Source organism: Pseudarthrobacter sp. RHLT3-21 (assembly GCF_059383495.1).
Map to the genome: position 1 here is coordinate 229,657 of NZ_JBWZCI010000005.1, position 17,159 is coordinate 246,815.

The window sequence follows — 17,159 nt, forward strand, 5'->3', positions numbered from 1 at the left end:
GTTCCTCCGTTCGCGCGGCGCCCGGAATATTCACCACCAAGATTCAGTTGTGCCATGTGGCCGGCCGCAAAAGCCGGCGCATCGACTAAGGAAGAGGTTCACCGTTCAGTGAGCAACGCAGAAAACACCGCGTCCGAAGTACGTGATGTCATCATCGTCGGCTCGGGCCCGGCCGGGTACACGGCCGCTGTCTACACGGCGCGCGCCAACCTGAAGCCCTTGCTTCTGGCAGGATCAGTCACCGCCGGCGGCGAACTGATGAACACCACCGACGTCGAAAATTACCCAGGCTTCCCCGAGGGCATCATGGGGCCGGACCTCATGGAGAACTTCGAAAAGCAGGCAGCCCGGTTCGGAACCGAAATCCAGTTCGAGGATGTCACCGCGCTGGGCCTCGACGGCGACATCAAGACTGTCACCATCGGCACCGGTGAGACCTTCCGTGCGCGGGCGATCATCCTCTCCACCGGATCCGCTTACCGTGAGCTCGGCCTCCCGAACGAAAAGCGCCTCTCCGGGCACGGTGTCAGCTGGTGTGCAACCTGCGACGGTTTCTTTTTCAAGGACCAGGACATTGCAGTTATCGGCGGGGGAGACTCGGCGATGGAAGAAGCCCTCTTCCTGACCAAGTTCGCCAAGTCCGTCACCGTTGTGCACCGCCGCGACACACTCAAAGCTTCCAAAATCATGGCAGACCGCGCCCTGGCCCACGACAAGATTTCGTTCATTTGGAACAGCTCCGTTGATGACGTCATCGGAGCCGACAAGGTCACCGGGCTCAAGATCAAGAATCTGCAGGACGGCACCGTGTCCGATCTCGCCGTCACCGGCGTCTTCGTGGCCATCGGAAACGATCCCCGCACCGACCTGGTCAAGGACTCCTTGGAGATCACGGCGGCCGGCACCATCGCCGTTGAGGGCCGGAGTTCCAGGACCAGCATCCCGGGCGTCTTCGCCGCCGGCGATGTAGTTGACCCCACGTACCGTCAGGCCATCACGGCCTCCGGTTCCGGATGTGTTGCCGCTATCGATGTGGAACACTACCTCGCAGACCTCCACGCGTAATTCGCGTAACCGCCATTCGAAGAGAGAGACAAGGTTATGAGCAACGCTAAAGACGTAACAGATGCAAGTTTTGGTGCGGACGTACTGTCCGCCGACAAGCCAGTGATTGTGGACTTCTGGGCTGAATGGTGCGGCCCCTGCCGCAAGCTGGGACCCATCCTCGACGAGATCTCGGTCGAATACAGCGAGAAGGTGAATGTCGTCAAGGTCAACGTCGATGACAACCCCGCCATCGCTGCCGAGTACGGCATCACGTCCATCCCCGCCGTCTACCTCTTCCAGGACGGCCAAGTGAAGAGCACTGTTATCGGTGCGAGGCCGAAGCAGTTCTTCGAAAAGGAATTTGCGGACGTCCTGTCCTAGTCAGTTAGGGCCTACGGCCCAGCATTACCGGGTAACAACCGGTCTGTGGCCACTGCTTCCCCGAAGCAGTGGCCACAGGCGTTTCAGAGCGCGCCAATCCGACTCAATATGGTTGTATTCGACCTTGATCCGTTCCCAGACGTCACCAACTGATCATGGGCCTACTGGAAACCAGTGCAGGGTCTGGAAGAATTGGGCTAAGGACCGGCATGCTACAAGGCTCCGGTCAGTGGAACTGCCGCTGAACCACCGTCCGGGCCTCCATATTCGAAAGTCTTGTTTCACGTGAAACAGTGACGATCGGAGCATGGAGAGCCCTAAGTCAGTTTCGTGTTCCCCGGCGCGACGAATGGCACCCGAGATGTGGATATCTTGCTGCCCCTGCCCTCTGAGCAGCGTTTCAGTTGGCCCTCGCCAAGATCGCTAAGATTCGCTGAGAGTACACCCATTCAGCCCACTTTCCAGTCCTGCGAGACGTTCTCCGCACGGAAGCGACTCTTTGCCCTGTTTCACGTGAAACATTGACGACCGCTGAAGCGAGCGTCCCAGAGCGATTCTTCGTTCCCCGAAGGGACGACAACCTCCGTCGATCACGTGATCCCCACTTTGCTGATTATGCAATCTGAATGGCCCCTTCCCTGACTCGCGGCGATAGCGTTTCGCGTCTCTGGCAGCAGTTGATTCCAACCCACCTACCAACACCCCAAGTGGTCTCGATCTGCGCTCAGATCCGAACCCCATGCTTTGTTTCACGTGAAACACCGCCCAATCCCGCAGAGGAAGACTCCGTCCTGCTGGAAAATGGCCTTGCCGCCACTCAGCACAACCACCAAGCATCAGCTGCACGGGGATTCGGTGTACTACGCCCGTCACCCTGTGGACAGCATGTACCCCTATTACCCCCAAGTCGGCCATCAAGAGTCGATTGAGCACCGTAATACGGTTAAATTATCATAGCCCGCAGATCCACTCGATCGATTTCCAGTTCGCTGGGACAACACTGGGAGTCTGGAAGATAGGATCAGCCGAAACACCCTGGCTAGATTCTGAGCGTTCCAGTCGCCTCGGGCTCGCCTGGATTGAATCAAACACCGACTTGCAGCTGCCGCATCGGGAAACGGCAGTTCCAATGGTTGACTCAGGCTGGGCGCAGCTGGTCGGGCGAGCTGGTCGGACGAGCTGATCCGGGGGAGCTGATCCGCTGCCGGCCGGAGTAACCGACCAATTGAAGCAAATTCTGGGCATGAATGGCAGTTTCGTCCAAGACTCGATGTCCTGCCCCTCCATTCGCGCGATCCTCATCACCAATTTCAGCATGGCGTGAGTTGCACTTGCCGTGACTGTTGCCAGCTCATTTACGGCCAGATCAGTTACACGCAACCCAGTGTCGTCCGCCCACGGTGACCACACGGCCAGGTGCATCCCCAAATTCAGCGAAGCAGGGCGTACTCACGCATCGCGGGCGGCCTACCGGCACAATGAAGCTGCCGTCGGAACGGATTTGGCACCGTAGACCTGGATCTTCACACTGCCTTTCCGAGGAGGACTCCAGTCTCGAATAAGAATCAAAAGTCCAGCGAGGGAGGCCGCCACCCGCCTGGCCGCCCTCATTTGTTCGCACTCGTGGACAAGACCTACTCCTACGCATCGCCGCTTTGTGCGGGAATTCCATTAATGTGGTTGGCCCGAAAGGGAAGCAACATAGGGAGATTTTCCATGACTGACATCGCTCCGGGACTGCCCTTCGACCGTACCGACACACACCTGATACGCCTCATCCGTTACGCGACGCCCGTGCTCGTAGTAATAGCACCGTACCCATCGATCTCTCGCGCACCTCAAGAGGAAGGTCAGCGTAGGAGGCCTAGAAGACGGAGTTCTCTCTGCAACGTACTGTTTCACGTGAAACACGTTCAATGCCGGGTCTAGCTTCGCGATTGACTAGAGCGCGAACGTGATGTTTCACGTGAAACGAATGCAGCGAAGAGATGCCGTCCTTCACTGGATAGGATGTCAGGGACTCTGGCTTCACATGGGCCGACAGCTCGCCACGGCACCGAACTGCAAGCTGGCCTCAAGGCCACGTCAAGACCCTTGCGACACTGCCCGAAATCCTCCACCCGGATCCACCGGACAGGCCGGGCACGCTGGCCACACGAAACCGAATTCTCCACCCAGCAGCCACGCTCCGCACCCCAGACACCCTCCACAGTGCCCACGTGGCCCTGTGCATGCTTGCGCGACGGCTGAGCACCAGCCCGAGCGAACAGTTTGCTGCGCCGACGGGGCGCGTCAGCCTGAACCTAGACTGGACGAGCGCGGCCGCCCATTAGTCGCTCATAGCTAGGCGTTAGGCGTTAAACGTTAGGCGTTAGGCGTTAGGCGTTAGGCTTTAGGCTTCACCACATCACGCACATCCCGATATGCCGCTGCCGTCGATCTCTATCCAGTCAACGGATGACGGAACTAGAGTCGCCTACCGCAGTCATCAACGTGTCAGTCAGCGCTAGTGCTTACGGTCAGTGCGGCACCCATAGTCGACGCACCGCACGGTAGGCATTCGAGCACGGCTCCTGGCACCATTCATACACGCGCTCTGTTGTCAGATCATGAACCCAAGGGCCTGTGCCGGGCCTCCTGGTAAAGCGGTGGAGAGATACCTGACCGGCCAACTCCATCTGGAGGACCTCAACCAGGCGATAGATGACGCCAGCTGAGGAGTCAATCGCTCCATCAGAAGCATGACTGTTGGGTACGGCTGACCGGTTCCACCACGTTGGCGATCCACTCCCTTTGAAGTTATCCCCAAATGTTATCCACATCGATATCCACAGGCTTATCCACGGGTCTGCAAATCATGGATGCACTGCCGCTGAGTCCACACTCGAGTCCAACGATCACACTCAAATTGGCAGCCACCCCGTGACAGACAACACAGAGGAGAAGGACGCTCATGCGGAACCAGAAATACTGCCCGAAATCCAACTATTGGAGTCTCTTTCCGAGCCAATAGGGTGCGGGACGGGGGGCTTGGCAATGTTTCACGTGAAACAGGGCTTCAGTCGCTCCCTGATGCGCGTGCAGGCTACTAGTTCCTGGATGTGCTGGTGCGCGTCAAATCCCTTCGTGATGCTCGCCACCAAGCAATCTATCCACAAAGTTATCCACAGCGATATCCACCGCGCAATTCACACCCTGCGGCCCTGGAGCTGAGTCGGACTCAACTGCTGTTGCTGTTAGTTTGCCGCGCCCCATGATGAAAAAGTGGCACGCGACTCGCAATCGATCAGGCCGTAGGATTGCCCTTTCACCGAGTAGTTACTGGATCCTGGTTCACGTCCACTTCGCCAATCCACTTTGGTACCTGCATGCAATAGGCGTCACCCCCCGTTCGGTTCGGTCCTATCCGTTCGGGAAGTCCAGCCGCCACAAGCTGGCGCAGATCCAGACGACTGGGCTCACCATCAAGTTCATTCCATTCCCGAAAGCTCCGAGTCTGGACAAGTTCCGAGTCTTGCGGGATCTCCTAGTGCGGGGGAGGCCAAGTCGAGGAGCTGTTCCCAGGACCCTTGGTGCAGAGCTGCTCCGACCACGTGCCGACGGCTAAGAGTGTTCCAGGACTGGTCATGGATGGTCATCCCGGCGATGTAGCCGGCGCCTTTACTGGGTAGCCCAGGAGGTTGATCTACATTCCTGAGATTGGTGTCTACTAAACCGCGCCGCAGACTCCATGCCGCGGCATCCCATCTCCGCAGAACACTATTCAACGGCAGGCCACATCGGGCGAGGCCAAGGTCTGTCTGTCGGTCTGTCTGTCTGTCTGTCTGTCTCGGCCGATGATACTGTTCCGCACACGTAGGGACACGCCGACCGGTCCCGCCGCTAGCCCATACTTCTGCGCTGCCCGGAGCTCAGGGCACGAGGCGGGCACCTCACAGGTCCTGGGATCCGTTTAGAAGCGTTCCCTTCAAGCTAGCGGCCCACCGATGGGTCGGGGATGGGACTCGGGCCACAACGGACGTTGCCACAGTGGCCTCCGACCATGTCCTTCCACCGGATAGTGGCCCTCTGGGGCGCCCTATCATGGGCCTACTGCGCCCTGGGAGGGCATCCACCTGGCCAGCAGCACGTAGCCTGCCGTGGCACCCATCACCGCTCAGGAAAGTGAGGGAGGAGCTCCTTGAGGTGGAGCGTGGGGTCTTCATCGGCTCTGAGCTGTGAACTCCAAAGACAACGAACCGCCAGTTCCCCCGGGCATCGGAGTGGGTGGGCATCGGGGATGGAGCTGACACAATCTGGGATGCACTCCGTACGCTGGCGTCTTCAGGATATTCGGGGCATGCGGATAGTCGGGCCACGGCGCACACGATCCGTCTCGATGTTTCACGTGAAACTAGTGGACCACTAAAGGATCGGTCCGGCCTGCTCAGCAATCAATGTAGGAGCATCCCTACTCCGCATTGGCAGCAGGCAAAGGCTGGGATCTTCCCCTCTCGGCGCTGCCGTAGGCGAAGCTCCTCCGACGCTGACAAGTAGGGGTCAATTCCACCGCATCCTCAGCTATAGATCAGGTGACTCGATGGCAAGACCATGCGTTGAGAGCCTGGTCCACATCAACCCATGATCGTCATTTCTCGGGCCGCCGGCATGATCTTGCACGCGGTCTACTGGTGTTTCACGTGAAACGGCCGGTGGGAGTCGCCTTCTCATGTCGAACCTGACACTGCCGGAACCCTCTGAGGAGGTAATCCAAGCAGGCAACAAGTCCGGGGGAGACGTCGAATCTGGCGCATCCATCACACTCAGCCAGCCAGGCTGAGGCTCTGGCCAACACCCGCACGGACAGGCAGGAAAAATGCCAGCTCCATGGAACAGACTGGAGTTGGGGACAACGAACATTGCATTCCCGCCGCCGCACAGGCTTGGCACCAAAACTAATTTCGAACAATCTGACAGAATCGACGCATTCTTCAAACTGCTTCGGCGCAACAAGGCCATCTCGGTGCAAAGCATCATAAGTCCATTCAGGGTATGCAGCCTTCGTTCGAATGCTCAACCCACCGGACTGCCGTAGAGTTCGACCGCGACCCCGACCACGTGGAACTCGTACAGCAACCACATCCAATGGGTCCCAATTCTCCCAATTCTGACGCCCACAGAAGTCCACCGCTGCCGCGGGAACACAGCCAATCACGCCTGTTGTTGGAGGAGTCTCCGGCCGTCGACGGTGCCAAGTCCACGGCCACGGCCAACAACAACCCCATCAGGGCCAACGCTGTCCGATGCAAACGGGGCTCCAGTTTCGGGGCTGTCTCACTACCGATGTGGTCGCAACCAGTAGCAACTCAGGGAATGCAAAGGTGGAATAGTTCCAGACGCAAAGAAGGGTCTGTTTCACGTGAAACAGACCCTTCTTTGAACACGAAACGCTAGTTTTCAGACCCCGGTGCAAGAACTTCCATGATGCGGTTCAGGTCTTCAACACTGGCGAACTCAATGCTGACGCGCCCCTTGCGGACACCCAGGGAAATCTTGACGTTGGTATCCAAGCGGTCCGACAGCGAGGACGCCAGATAGTCCAGGCGCTCATGGCGGGCACCCGGACGAGGGATGTTGTTCTTCGCAGGCTTCGTGGGATCCTGATAGAGAGTGACGGCCTCTTCAGTGGCCCGAACAGACATGCCCTCAGCCACGATCTTCTGGGCCAGGCGTTCCATGGCTGCCGCATCCGGCAGTGCCAGCAACGCACGGGCGTGGCCGGCGGAAAGAACACTGGCCGCCACACGACGCTGAACCAGGGGTGGAAGTTTAAGCAGACGCAGTGTGTTCGTAACCTGGGGACGTGAACGACCAATGCGATCCGCAAGCTGCTCGTGAGTGGTTCCGAAGTCTTCGAGCAACTGCTGGTAGGCCGCCGCCTCTTCGAGCGGGTTCAGCTGGCTGCGGTGCAGGTTCTCCAGCAGTGCGTCCCTGAGGAGGTCATCATCCGTGGTGTCCCGGACGATGGCAGGGATAGTATCCATCCCGGCCGCCTGTACTGCCCTCCAGCGACGCTCACCCATCACCAGCTCGTACGGTTCTCCACCCTCTTCGGTTGAAGTACGAACCACAATTGGCTGGAGGACGCCGATTTCCCGCACGGAGTGGATGAGCTCGGCCATGTCATCTTCATCGAAGACTGAGCGGGGCTGTTTCCGGTTCGGATGGATGTCGGTGACCGAAATCTCGGCAAAGCGTACGCCGGGGACTTCCACAAGATCTACGCCGTTATCCGGCTCAATGCTCTGGGTTTCAGGTGCGTCGAATACGGACACGCCAGTCAAGGCTTCAGCCGGCGCGGGCGCAGCATCCACCGCCGGTGCAGCTGCACGGCTCTCCGCGGGAGCTTTCGCAGGAGCCTTGGCCGGATCTTTCGCGGCCGGCGCCGTGTCTTCTGCCTTGACGGGCGACGTGGCGGGGGAGGCCGGGGAGGCCGTTCTTGGCGCAGCTGCTTCCTTCGTTATCGATACTTCGTTGGCGTTAGCCGGCGCAACCGACGCGGATGATGTGGATGATGTGGAAACATCCGAAGCTGGCCCACCATTACCTGAAGCGTCGTCGGAGGAAACGACTTTCTTGCGGCCTTCCGGAAAGAAGAGATCCACGGGCCGCGACACAGCTGTGCCGTTGCCCGACGCACTACCGGCGGAACTTGGAATGAGTGCGCCAAGACCGCGGCCCAGGCCACGTCGCTTTTCGCTCATGGATAAATCCCTCCGATGGAAGAGTCAGAACTTGCCGGACTCCGGTTGTTGCACTTCTTGAAGATTCTAGCGTTCAGCGATTTCGGCTGCGGCTTCCAGGTAAGACAGGGCTCCACTGGAGGAAGGATCGTAGGTCATCACTGTTTGCTGGTAGCTCGGTGCTTCCGAAATCCGCACCGAGCGGGGGACTACAGCACCCAGGACCTGCTCCGGGAAGTGCAGGCGAACCTCCGCTGCCACCTGCGCTGCAAGGTTGGTTCGGCCGTCATACATCGTGAGGAGAATAGTGGAGACCACCAGATCTGCATTCAGGTGCTTCTGGATCATCTCGATGTTCTTAAGGAGCTGGCTGAGGCCTTCCAAGGCGTAGTACTCGCACTGGATGGGGATAAGGACCTCACCGGCAGCGCAGAAGGCATTAACCGTGAGCAACCCGAGGCTCGGCGGGCAGTCAATAAAAATGTAGTCGAGGCGTTCTTCGCCATTCTTCGCCCGGGTCTTGGCATACACATCGATCGCCCTGCGGAGCCGCTGTTCACGGGCCACCAGCGAGACAAGCTCAATCTCCGCACCCGCCAGGTGAATGGTGGCAGGAGCACAGATCAGGTTGCTGATGTCCGGGCAGGGGGCCACCACATCAGCGAGAGGGAAATCGTTGATCAGGACATCGTAGATGCTGTCCACATCGGCATGGTGCTCGACTCCGAGGGCGGTGGATGCGTTGCCCTGGGGATCGATATCAATGACCAGGACGTTCAGGCCCGCTGCGGCCAGGGCAGCGGCGATGTTCACCGTGGTGGTGGTTTTGCCGACCCCACCCTTTTGGTTGGACACCGTGAAGATGCGTGTCTTCTCCGGCTTGGGAAGTTTACGGCCAACCAGCCGTTCGCGGCGCCTGGTCTCGTGCGCGAGCTCCCGGGCGATAGGACTGGAGTCGTCCATGGTGTCCATGACGTTGATCCTGCCGCCCGTTGTTGTTTCACGTGAAACAGAGGCAAGAGTTGCCATTTCTGCAACCGGATTAGGGTGGCTTTCCCCTCGTCCCGGCGCGGAACCCATGCCAGCAACTGATCGTGCTGACCCCAAAGACACAAACGGGGGTATCCGTTGTGTGGAGGCTTCGCTACTGGTCACTGGGACACACTCTCTCTCATTCGGCTTTTGCTGCCGTTGTCTAGCCTAACCGCTTCGCCCTGCAGACCAAGGCTACCGGGCCCGGACTAGGAGATCTTTCGGGACTTGTTGACGACGATCCGTACCACCGTGGTGGGTTCCTCCAGGAGGCTTTCACCGACAGTCACTACAGAGGTCTTGACGCCACCGAGCTTCCGGATAACCTTTGCTGCTTTTTCGATTTCCTCACCTGCGCTGCGTCCCTTAATGGCCACAACCTCGCCCTTGCCGGCGAGCAGGGGGATGGTTAGGCCGGCCAGGTTGCTCAGCGCGGAAACAGCCCGGGCAGTCACAACGTCAGCGTTAACCATGCCGACTGCCAGTTCAGCGCGGGTCCGCATCACCGTGACGTTTGTCAGGCCCAGATCGTCCACCACTTCCTGGAGCCAGATCACCCGGCGTTCCAGCGGCTCGATCAGTGTCAGTTCAAGGTCCGGCCGCGCGATGGCGAGGCAGAGTCCGGGAAGTCCGGCTCCGCTTCCGACGTCGGCAACATGGCTACCGTGCGCGATCTCGCTTTCGATGACGGCACAGTTGAGGACGTGCCGGCTCCACAACCGTGGGATCTCGCGCGGCCCGATCAGCCCGCGTTCCGTTCCGGACGTGGCCAGGTGCTCTACGTAGCGTTTGGCCAGGTCCAGGCGGTCACCGAAAATCTTCTCGGCCGCCAGCAATTCTGCTGCCGTGATGTCAACCATGATTAGCGGTTCAGCATTCTCTAGTCTGCGGATACAACAATGTGACGCCCGGCGCCTTCGCCCTCGGACTCGCTGACGAGTCCCAGGTCAGCGACGGCGTCGTGAACAATTTTGCGTTCGTAGGCACTCATCGGCTCCAGTGCCACGGCTTTGCCGGACTCCTTGACCAACGCTGCCGCGTCCTCGGCGATCTTCTGAAGGTGGCCGGCGCGCTGCTGACGGTAGCCGTTGATGTCCAACACCAGGCGTGAGCGGTTCTCCGTTGCGGAGAGGACGGAAAGCCGGGTCAGTTCCTGAAGAGCTTCCAGGACTTCGCCGTCTTCGCCTACGAGGCTGTCGAGACTGTCGGTTTCTTCTTCAGCAACGATGGAAATGTAGGTGCGGCCGTTCCGGACTTCGATGTCAATGTCGCCGTCGATGTCCGCGATATCCAGGAGTTCCTCCAGGTAATCGGCAGCAACGTCGCCTTCCTCTTCGAGTCGGCTGGCAGCGGATCCCTTGAGGGAAGCATCGGCGTCGGTCGCTGATTCGTCCTGATCGTCAATGATCTCGTCGGAAAGGGCGTGTTCGGTGCTCTCGGCTGACATTACTTCTTCTTCCTGTTCTTACGCTGTGGCTGGACGCGCTGTCCCTTTAGCTCGATGGCCGCGGCTGCGGCTGCTGCCTCCGCTTCGGCGTCGGCCTTTTTCCCGCCCAGAATGGGCAGGGCCGGCAGGCCCTTGGCCGCCCGGCGTTCGGCGAGAGCCTTCGCAGCAGGGGATCCCGGCGTCGGCATGCGGCGGATGACGAAGAACTGCTGCGCCATGGTCCAGAGGTTGGTGGTGGTCCAGTAGATCAGGACACCGATGGGGAAGTTGATGCCACCCACACCGAACACGAGCGGCAGGATGTAGAGCATCATCTTCTGCTGGCGCATGAACGGGCTGGCCATGGCCTCCTCGGACATGTTTTTGGCCATGATCTGCTTCTGCGTGATGAACTGCGATGCCGTCATGGCCAGGATCATCACGATCGACAGAATCCACACGGCCACCACGTTGCCGCCGGCAGGTGTGCCGTGAAGCAGTGTTGCCGAGAGCGGGGCACCGAAGATGCTGGACTCATCAAACTGAAGAACCTGTTCGTGGCTCATCGCCCCGATGCTCTTACCGCTGGTGGCCGCGGTCGTAATGCCGGAGAGGACCTGGAAAAGCGCAAAGAAGAATGGCATCTGGATCAGCATGGGCAGGCAGGCCGAGAACGGGTTGGTCCCGTGCTTCTTGTACATGGCCATCTGTTCCTGGGCCATGGCCTGGCGGGACAGCTGGTCGGTTTTACCCTTGTACTTGTCCTGGAGCTTCTTCAGGTCAGGCTGCAGCAGCTGCATGCCGCGCTGCGCCTTGATCTGCTTGACGAAGACGGGAATCAGGGCGGCGCGGATGACCAGCACCAGCCCGATGATGGACAGGGTCCACGTCCAACCATTGGCGGCAGGCATGCCGATGGCGCTCAGGCCATCGTGGAAGACCACCATAATGGCGGACACAAGCCACTTGAACGGAAACATGATTGTTTCAAAGAAGTCCATACGATATCCCTATTCGTCAGGCCGCAAGACGGCCTTCTCCATCAGTCTGAGCAGCCAGGTACTTGTCCGGGTTGTTCAGCACAACAATTGTGGGGGTCCGGTGTTCGGGCCAGTGGCGGTGGCCGGCGGGGACATGGTCCACACCACCGGCATTCCACGGATGGCAGCGCACAAGGCGGCGGGCCGCAAGCCAGCTGCCCTTCACTGCCCCATGGACAGTGATCGCCTCGAGAGCGTACGCCGAGCAGGAAGGAAAGAAGCGGCAAACCTGGCCATACAAGGGGGAAATCACCTTACGGTAGGCCATGAGCAGCAGAATAAGAATGTTTCTGGGCACGTTCCAGAGGAAGGTGCCCACGGCGGCAGCAACAGGCTGGAGGTAGTGGACGACGGCGGCAGTTACCTTACGCACGCGGTGTCCCCTCCTGTGTTGTACCGGTTGAACCGTTTACAGCAGCCTGCGGAAGGCGGCTGCCCAACCGGCTCATGGTTGATTCCAGTGCGGCGTTGTAGTCCGCCAGCAGTTGATCCCAGCTGGCGGCAGCGGACGCAGGCAGGGCCCGGACCACTATGGCGAACCCGGTACCGTACTCGCGCAGCGAGGCAGCACCGACTTCTCTCAGTCTTCTCTTAACGAGGTTCCTGACCACAGCGTTCCCGACACCTTTGGAAACGATGAACCCGATCCGGCTGGGTTCGTCGGCAGCAATAGCTGCCGCATATAACACTACGTTCCGGCGTCCATTGCGGACACCGGAACGTACGGTTGTTGAAAAATCGGTTGCAGTCCTCAAGCGGTTACGGGTGGCCAGCACCTTAAACTCGCAAAGAAAAGTTTACCGACGAGTCAGTTATCTAGGCCGACAGTTCGGTGCGGCCCTTGCCACGACGGGCTGCCAGGATGGCACGGCCGGCACGGGTACGCATACGAAGGCGGAAGCCGTGCTTCTTGGCTCGACGGCGGTTATTCGGCTGAAAAGTCCGCTTGCTCACGTTAGTTACTCCAGTGGATCAAAGGTGCGCCCACCCGATCAGTAAAAGGGGAAGAACTGGCCGACGCTAAGTTTTGTATGTGCACGCTTCCCCCGGCTGCTCAAACGCGGTGCGTCTGAGAGATTCAGAAGGGGTCAAAAAGCGTACACAAAGGACGTCACAACGTTAGGGCAAAATGCCTCCCAGAGTCAAACCGGGGTACCCCTGGGTCCATGGTCCAGGCTGTGGTTAACCTGGCCCCACAGCCTGTGGATGAAGTGGCTCACAGGGCCTGTTTTCGAACCACAACCGTGTAATTATCCACAAGCTACTTCCCAGCTATCTTCTGCCCTTTTGATCCCCTAGAGTGGCTCAGTAGCCGATTATCCACGGACTGTGCATAACCCTGTGGATGAAGCTGAACCAGCACCCTGGTTCGGGACTTGGGGCTGCACGTAATGCAGGCACGCAAGTTTTGAGGAACTGATTGATGACAGTAGACGAAGCCAACCACGCCAATACTGTCGGAAGTTCCTGGCGTCGAGTTGTGAGCCTGCTCGAGCAGGACGACCGCGTTTCACCACGGCAGCGGGGCTTTGTCATCCTGGCGCAGGCACAGGGCCTGATCGGATCCACACTCCTGGTGGCCGTTCCCAACGAACTGACCCGTGAAGTCCTCCAGACCCAGGTCAAGGACGCCCTGGACGACGCCCTGCACAACGTTTTTTCCGAGGACATCCGCTGCGCAATCGACGTGGACACCGACCTGGTGCCGATCCACAAAGAGCCGGAACCCGTCGTCGAACCTTCCTACTCACCGGACCAGCTGATCGAACAGAAGCCGCAGCCGATGCTGCCGAGCACTTCGCACGAATTCGGCCGGCTGAACCCCAAGTACGTCTTCGATACCTTCGTGATCGGCTCGTCCAACCGCTTTGCCCATGCAGCCGCCGTGGCGGTGGCCGAAGCGCCCGCCAAGGCCTACAACCCGCTGTTCATCTACGGTGATTCCGGACTGGGCAAGACCCACCTCCTGCACGCGATCGGCCACTACGCCCGCCGCCTGTACAGCGGAATCCGGGTCCGGTACGTGAACTCCGAAGAGTTCACCAACGACTTCATCAACTCCATCCGCGATGACGAAGGCGCCAGCTTCAAGACCACGTACCGCAACGTGGACGTGCTGCTGATCGATGACATCCAGTTCCTGGCCGGCAAGGACCGGACGCTGGAGGAGTTCTTCCACACGTTCAACTCGCTGCACAACAACAACAAACAGGTGGTCATCACCTCGGATCTGCCCCCCAAGCAGCTGGCAGGATTCGAGGACCGGATGAAGTCCCGCTTCGAGTGGGGCCTCCTCACCGACATCCAGCCGCCCGAACTCGAAACCCGCATCGCCATCCTGCGGAAGAAGGCCCTCAGCGAAGGCCTCTCCGCCCCGGACGATGCCCTGGAATACATCGCCTCCAAGATCTCCAGCAATATCCGCGAACTCGAGGGTGCGCTGATCCGGGTGACGGCGTTCGCCAGCCTGAACCGCCAGCCGGTCGATGTGGCATTGGCGGAGATGGTCCTGAAGGACCTCATAACCGACGACGGCGCCCAGGAAATCACGTCGAGCCAGATCCTGATCCAGACAGCCGAGTATTTCAAGCTCAGCATGGAGGAACTCTGCAGCAAGTCGCGGACACGCACGCTGGTGACCGCCCGGCAGATCGCCATGTACCTCTGCCGCGAGCTCACGGACATGTCCTTGCCGAAGATCGGCCAGGAACTCGGAGGCCGCGACCACACCACGGTGATCCACGCAGACCGCAAGATCCGTGAGCTCATGGCTGAACGTCGTGTGATCTACAACCAGGTCACCGAACTCACCAACAGGATCAAGCAGCAGCAGCGCAACTCCTGAGCCGCCGCCTCTGTACCTTATTAACAGGTGCATGTGGATAACCCTGTGGATCCTTAAGGGGACAACCACGCTTAATGGGCTTAAAACCCTTAAGGCGCCTGTGGATCAGCGAAAACCCAAAAATTGTTATCCCCATCCACAGCCTGTTTAAAACCTGCTTCGCCCACAATCCATGAACAGGGCTTAACCGCTGGATCCTGCGGCCGGATCGAGTTATCCACAGTATCCACAGCAGTTATTAACACTACTAATCCCAAGAAATTGATTTCCCTCAAATAACAATCTCGATCCGCACCCTGAACCGGCCCAGGCCCAAGGGCCTCCGGACCCCAGGCGTCCTGACCGGGGATGGGTTAATCAGCCGTCTTCCGGCTAAGCTGTCAGCAGCGCTCCCATCCTCGGGTTTCTTTGTGGTTCAGCAATCGAAGAACCATGCAGGTTCCGTTGTTGGGGCGCCACTACTTTTGGGCTCCCTGTGGGAGTTTCCGGTTCAGACAAGGCAGCAGCAATGAAAGGCGGCACCCTTCCGTGAAGTTCAGAGTCGAACGGGACGTCCTGGCAGAAGCCGTCACCTGGACAGCCCGGTCGTTGTCTCCGCGGCCGCCGGTTCCAGTGCTGTCAGGCCTGCTCCTCAAGGCTGAAGCCGGCACTGTCAGCCTCTCGAGCTTTGACTACGAGACCTCGGCACGGCTTGAAATCCCGGCGGACATCACCGCTGAGGGAACCATCCTCGTTTCCGGACGCCTCCTCGCCGACATCTGCCGAAGCCTTCCTTCAGCTCCGGTTCTCGTGGAGACCGACGGCAACAAAGTGACGCTGACCTGCCGCCGCAGCAGCTTTCACCTGGCCACCATGCCCGAGGCCGAATACCCGCCGCTGCCCGCGTTGCCCGCCATCAGCGGCACGGTCCCGGGTGACGCTTTTGCCCAGGCTGTGTCACAGGTGATCATTGCGGCCAGCAAGGATGACACCCTCCCTATCCTCACCGGCGTCCGCATGGAGATCGAGGACGATCTCATCACCCTTCTGGCCACCGACCGCTACCGTCTGGCTATGCGCGAAGTGCCGTGGAAGCCCACCACTCCGGGAATTTCCACCAGTGCACTGGTCAAGGCAAAAACCCTGAACGAAGTGGCCAAGACTCTTGGGAACAGCGGCGACATCAACCTCGCTCTTGCGGACGATGACAGCCGCCTGATCGGTTTCGAAAGCGGCGGACGAACTACCACCTCGCTGCTCGTGGATGGCGATTACCCCAAGATCCGTTCGCTGTTCCCGGATTCCACCCCCATTCACGCAACCGTTCAGACGCAGGAACTTGTGGAGGCCGTACGCCGTGTGTCGCTGGTAGCCGAACGCAACACACCGGTTCGCCTCGCCTTCACGGAAGGACTGCTGCACCTGGATGCCGGCACAGGCGAAGATGCCCAAGCCTCCGAAGAGCTCGAAGCCCAGCTCTCCGGCGACGACATCACCGTCGCCTTCAACCCCCACTACCTGGTGGAAGGCCTGAGCGTCATCGAAACGAAGTACGTCAGGTTCTCCTTCACCACGGCGCCGAAGCCCGCCATGATCACGGCTCAGGTAGACGCCGACGGTGAAGACCAGGACGACTACCGTTACCTGGTTATGCCGGTCCGCCTCCCCAACTAGGTAGCAGAAAACGTCGTTATGGGCGCTCATAACGACACTTAGTGCGACCTAGTTGGGCTGCCCCGTCCAGCAACAGCCAACCCCGCGCAGAAAAGAGACCCACGTGCATATTGGACTGATCGGCCTTGGCAAGATGGGTTTCAACATGCGCGAACGTCTGCGCAAGGGCGGCATTGAGGTCACGGGTTTTGACCGCAACCCGGAGATCACCGATGTTTCCTCCGTGGATGTGCTGATTGCGGCCGTTCCGGTTCCGCGGCTGATCTGGGTCATGGTGCCGTCCGGCGACATCACCGATGCCGTCATCACCGAACTTGGGAACAAGCTGGACGCCGGTGACCTGGTGATCGACGGCGGCAACTCCCGTTTCACCGAGGACCAGAAACATGGTGCCGCGCTGGCTGAGAAGGCCATCCGTTTCGCCGACTGCGGTGTTTCCGGCGGGGTGTGGGGCCTCCAGAACGGGTACGGACTCATGGCCGGCGGCGACGCCGCCGATATTGAGCGGGCATTGCCGGTTTTTGATGTGCTCCGTCCCGAAGGTGAGCGGGCGGACAGCTTTGTCCACGTTGGCGGAATCGGTGCCGGACACTACGCCAAGATGGTCCACAACGGCATCGAATACGGTCTGATGCAGGCCTACGCCGAAGGCTACGAACTGCTGGCCGCCAAGGACATTGTTGACGATCTGCCCGGTACATTCCGCGCCTGGCAGAAGGGCACCGTGGTCCGGTCCTGGCTGCTGGACCTGATGATCAAGGCGCTGGACGAGGACCCGGGACTCGAATCCATCGATGACTACGTCGAGGACTCGGGCGAGGGACGCTGGACCGTTGAGGAAGCCATTGCCAACGCTGTTCCGGCACCTGCCATCACAGCTGCACTCTTCGCGCGCTTTTCCTCCCGCGAAGAAAACTCGCCCGCGATGAAAATGGTTTCAGCGTTGCGTCACCAGTTCGGCGGGCATGCCACCCGTCCCGCCAAGTAACATCCACCCCGGGACCCGCCGGTTC

The 17,159-nt window shown here is 59.6% G+C and carries 13 protein-coding genes; 5 read left to right on the forward strand and 8 right to left on the reverse strand.

All coding sequences use genetic code 11. From position 1 onward, the window contains the following. The first annotated feature begins 108 nt into the window (after nucleotides 1-108). Both trxB and trxA read left to right on the forward strand, forming a co-directional pair. Nucleotides 109-1,065 (forward strand): thioredoxin-disulfide reductase, encoded by a 957-nt coding sequence (gene trxB, locus AC50YA_RS08205; RefSeq protein ID WP_494981802.1) that lies wholly within the window; start codon nucleotides 109-111, stop codon nucleotides 1,063-1,065. 36 nt (nucleotides 1,066-1,101) lie between these two features. Further along, nucleotides 1,102-1,428: a thioredoxin gene (gene trxA, locus AC50YA_RS08210; protein WP_111908381.1), complete on the forward strand. Its 327-nt coding sequence runs from the start codon at nucleotides 1,102-1,104 to the stop codon at nucleotides 1,426-1,428. A 5,429-nt stretch (nucleotides 1,429-6,857) separates the two neighbouring features. Here the strand turns inward: trxA and AC50YA_RS08215 are convergent. The 8 genes from AC50YA_RS08215 to rpmH form a co-directional block, all read right to left on the reverse strand. Beyond that, on the reverse strand, nucleotides 6,858-8,171 hold the full coding sequence (locus tag AC50YA_RS08215; RefSeq protein ID WP_494981803.1) for a ParB/RepB/Spo0J family partition protein: 1,314 nt from the start codon (nucleotides 8,169-8,171) through the stop codon (nucleotides 6,858-6,860). Between the two features lie 66 nt (nucleotides 8,172-8,237). After that, entirely contained in the window at nucleotides 8,238-9,305 is a 1,068-nt protein-coding gene (locus AC50YA_RS08220; RefSeq protein ID WP_494981804.1) for a ParA family protein, read from the reverse strand. Between the two features lie 86 nt (nucleotides 9,306-9,391). Next, nucleotides 9,392-10,042: a 16S rRNA (guanine(527)-N(7))-methyltransferase RsmG gene (rsmG, locus tag AC50YA_RS08225; protein WP_160676066.1), complete on the reverse strand. Its 651-nt coding sequence runs from the start codon at nucleotides 10,040-10,042 to the stop codon at nucleotides 9,392-9,394. 20 nt (nucleotides 10,043-10,062) lie between these two features. Next, nucleotides 10,063-10,629, reverse strand: coding sequence for a Jag family protein (locus tag AC50YA_RS08230; RefSeq protein WP_494981805.1), 567 nt, complete (start codon nucleotides 10,627-10,629; stop codon nucleotides 10,063-10,065). Beyond that, nucleotides 10,629-11,609 (reverse strand): membrane protein insertase YidC, encoded by a 981-nt coding sequence (yidC, locus tag AC50YA_RS08235; RefSeq protein WP_494981806.1) that lies wholly within the window; start codon nucleotides 11,607-11,609, stop codon nucleotides 10,629-10,631. The genes AC50YA_RS08230 and yidC overlap by 1 nt, the downstream gene beginning before the upstream one ends. Nucleotides 11,610-11,625: 16 nt before the next feature. Next, entirely contained in the window at nucleotides 11,626-12,021 is a 396-nt protein-coding gene (gene yidD / locus AC50YA_RS08240; protein WP_494981807.1) for a membrane protein insertion efficiency factor YidD, read from the reverse strand. Next, nucleotides 12,014-12,424: a ribonuclease P protein component gene (gene rnpA, locus AC50YA_RS08245; protein WP_494981808.1), complete on the reverse strand. Its 411-nt coding sequence runs from the start codon at nucleotides 12,422-12,424 to the stop codon at nucleotides 12,014-12,016. The genes yidD and rnpA overlap by 8 nt, the downstream gene beginning before the upstream one ends. 40 nt (nucleotides 12,425-12,464) lie before the next feature. After that, a complete protein-coding gene (gene rpmH / locus AC50YA_RS08250; RefSeq protein WP_003800212.1) occupies nucleotides 12,465-12,602 on the reverse strand; it encodes a 50S ribosomal protein L34 in 138 nt (45 codons plus the stop codon). Between the two features lie 469 nt (nucleotides 12,603-13,071). Between rpmH and dnaA the strand changes: the two genes are divergently transcribed. From dnaA to gnd, 3 genes are all read left to right on the forward strand, one after another. Then, entirely contained in the window at nucleotides 13,072-14,493 is a 1,422-nt protein-coding gene (gene dnaA, locus AC50YA_RS08255) for a chromosomal replication initiator protein DnaA (protein ID WP_185262049.1), read from the forward strand. Between the two features lie 528 nt (nucleotides 14,494-15,021). Further along, complete coding sequence (dnaN, locus tag AC50YA_RS08260) at nucleotides 15,022-16,146, forward strand: DNA polymerase III subunit beta (protein ID WP_160676012.1); 1,125 nt, start codon at nucleotides 15,022-15,024, stop codon at nucleotides 16,144-16,146. 103 nt (nucleotides 16,147-16,249) lie between these two features. Next, on the forward strand, nucleotides 16,250-17,134 hold the full coding sequence (gene gnd, locus AC50YA_RS08265) for a phosphogluconate dehydrogenase (NAD(+)-dependent, decarboxylating) (RefSeq protein ID WP_494981809.1): 885 nt from the start codon (nucleotides 16,250-16,252) through the stop codon (nucleotides 17,132-17,134). Nucleotides 17,135-17,159: the final 25 nt, after the last annotated feature.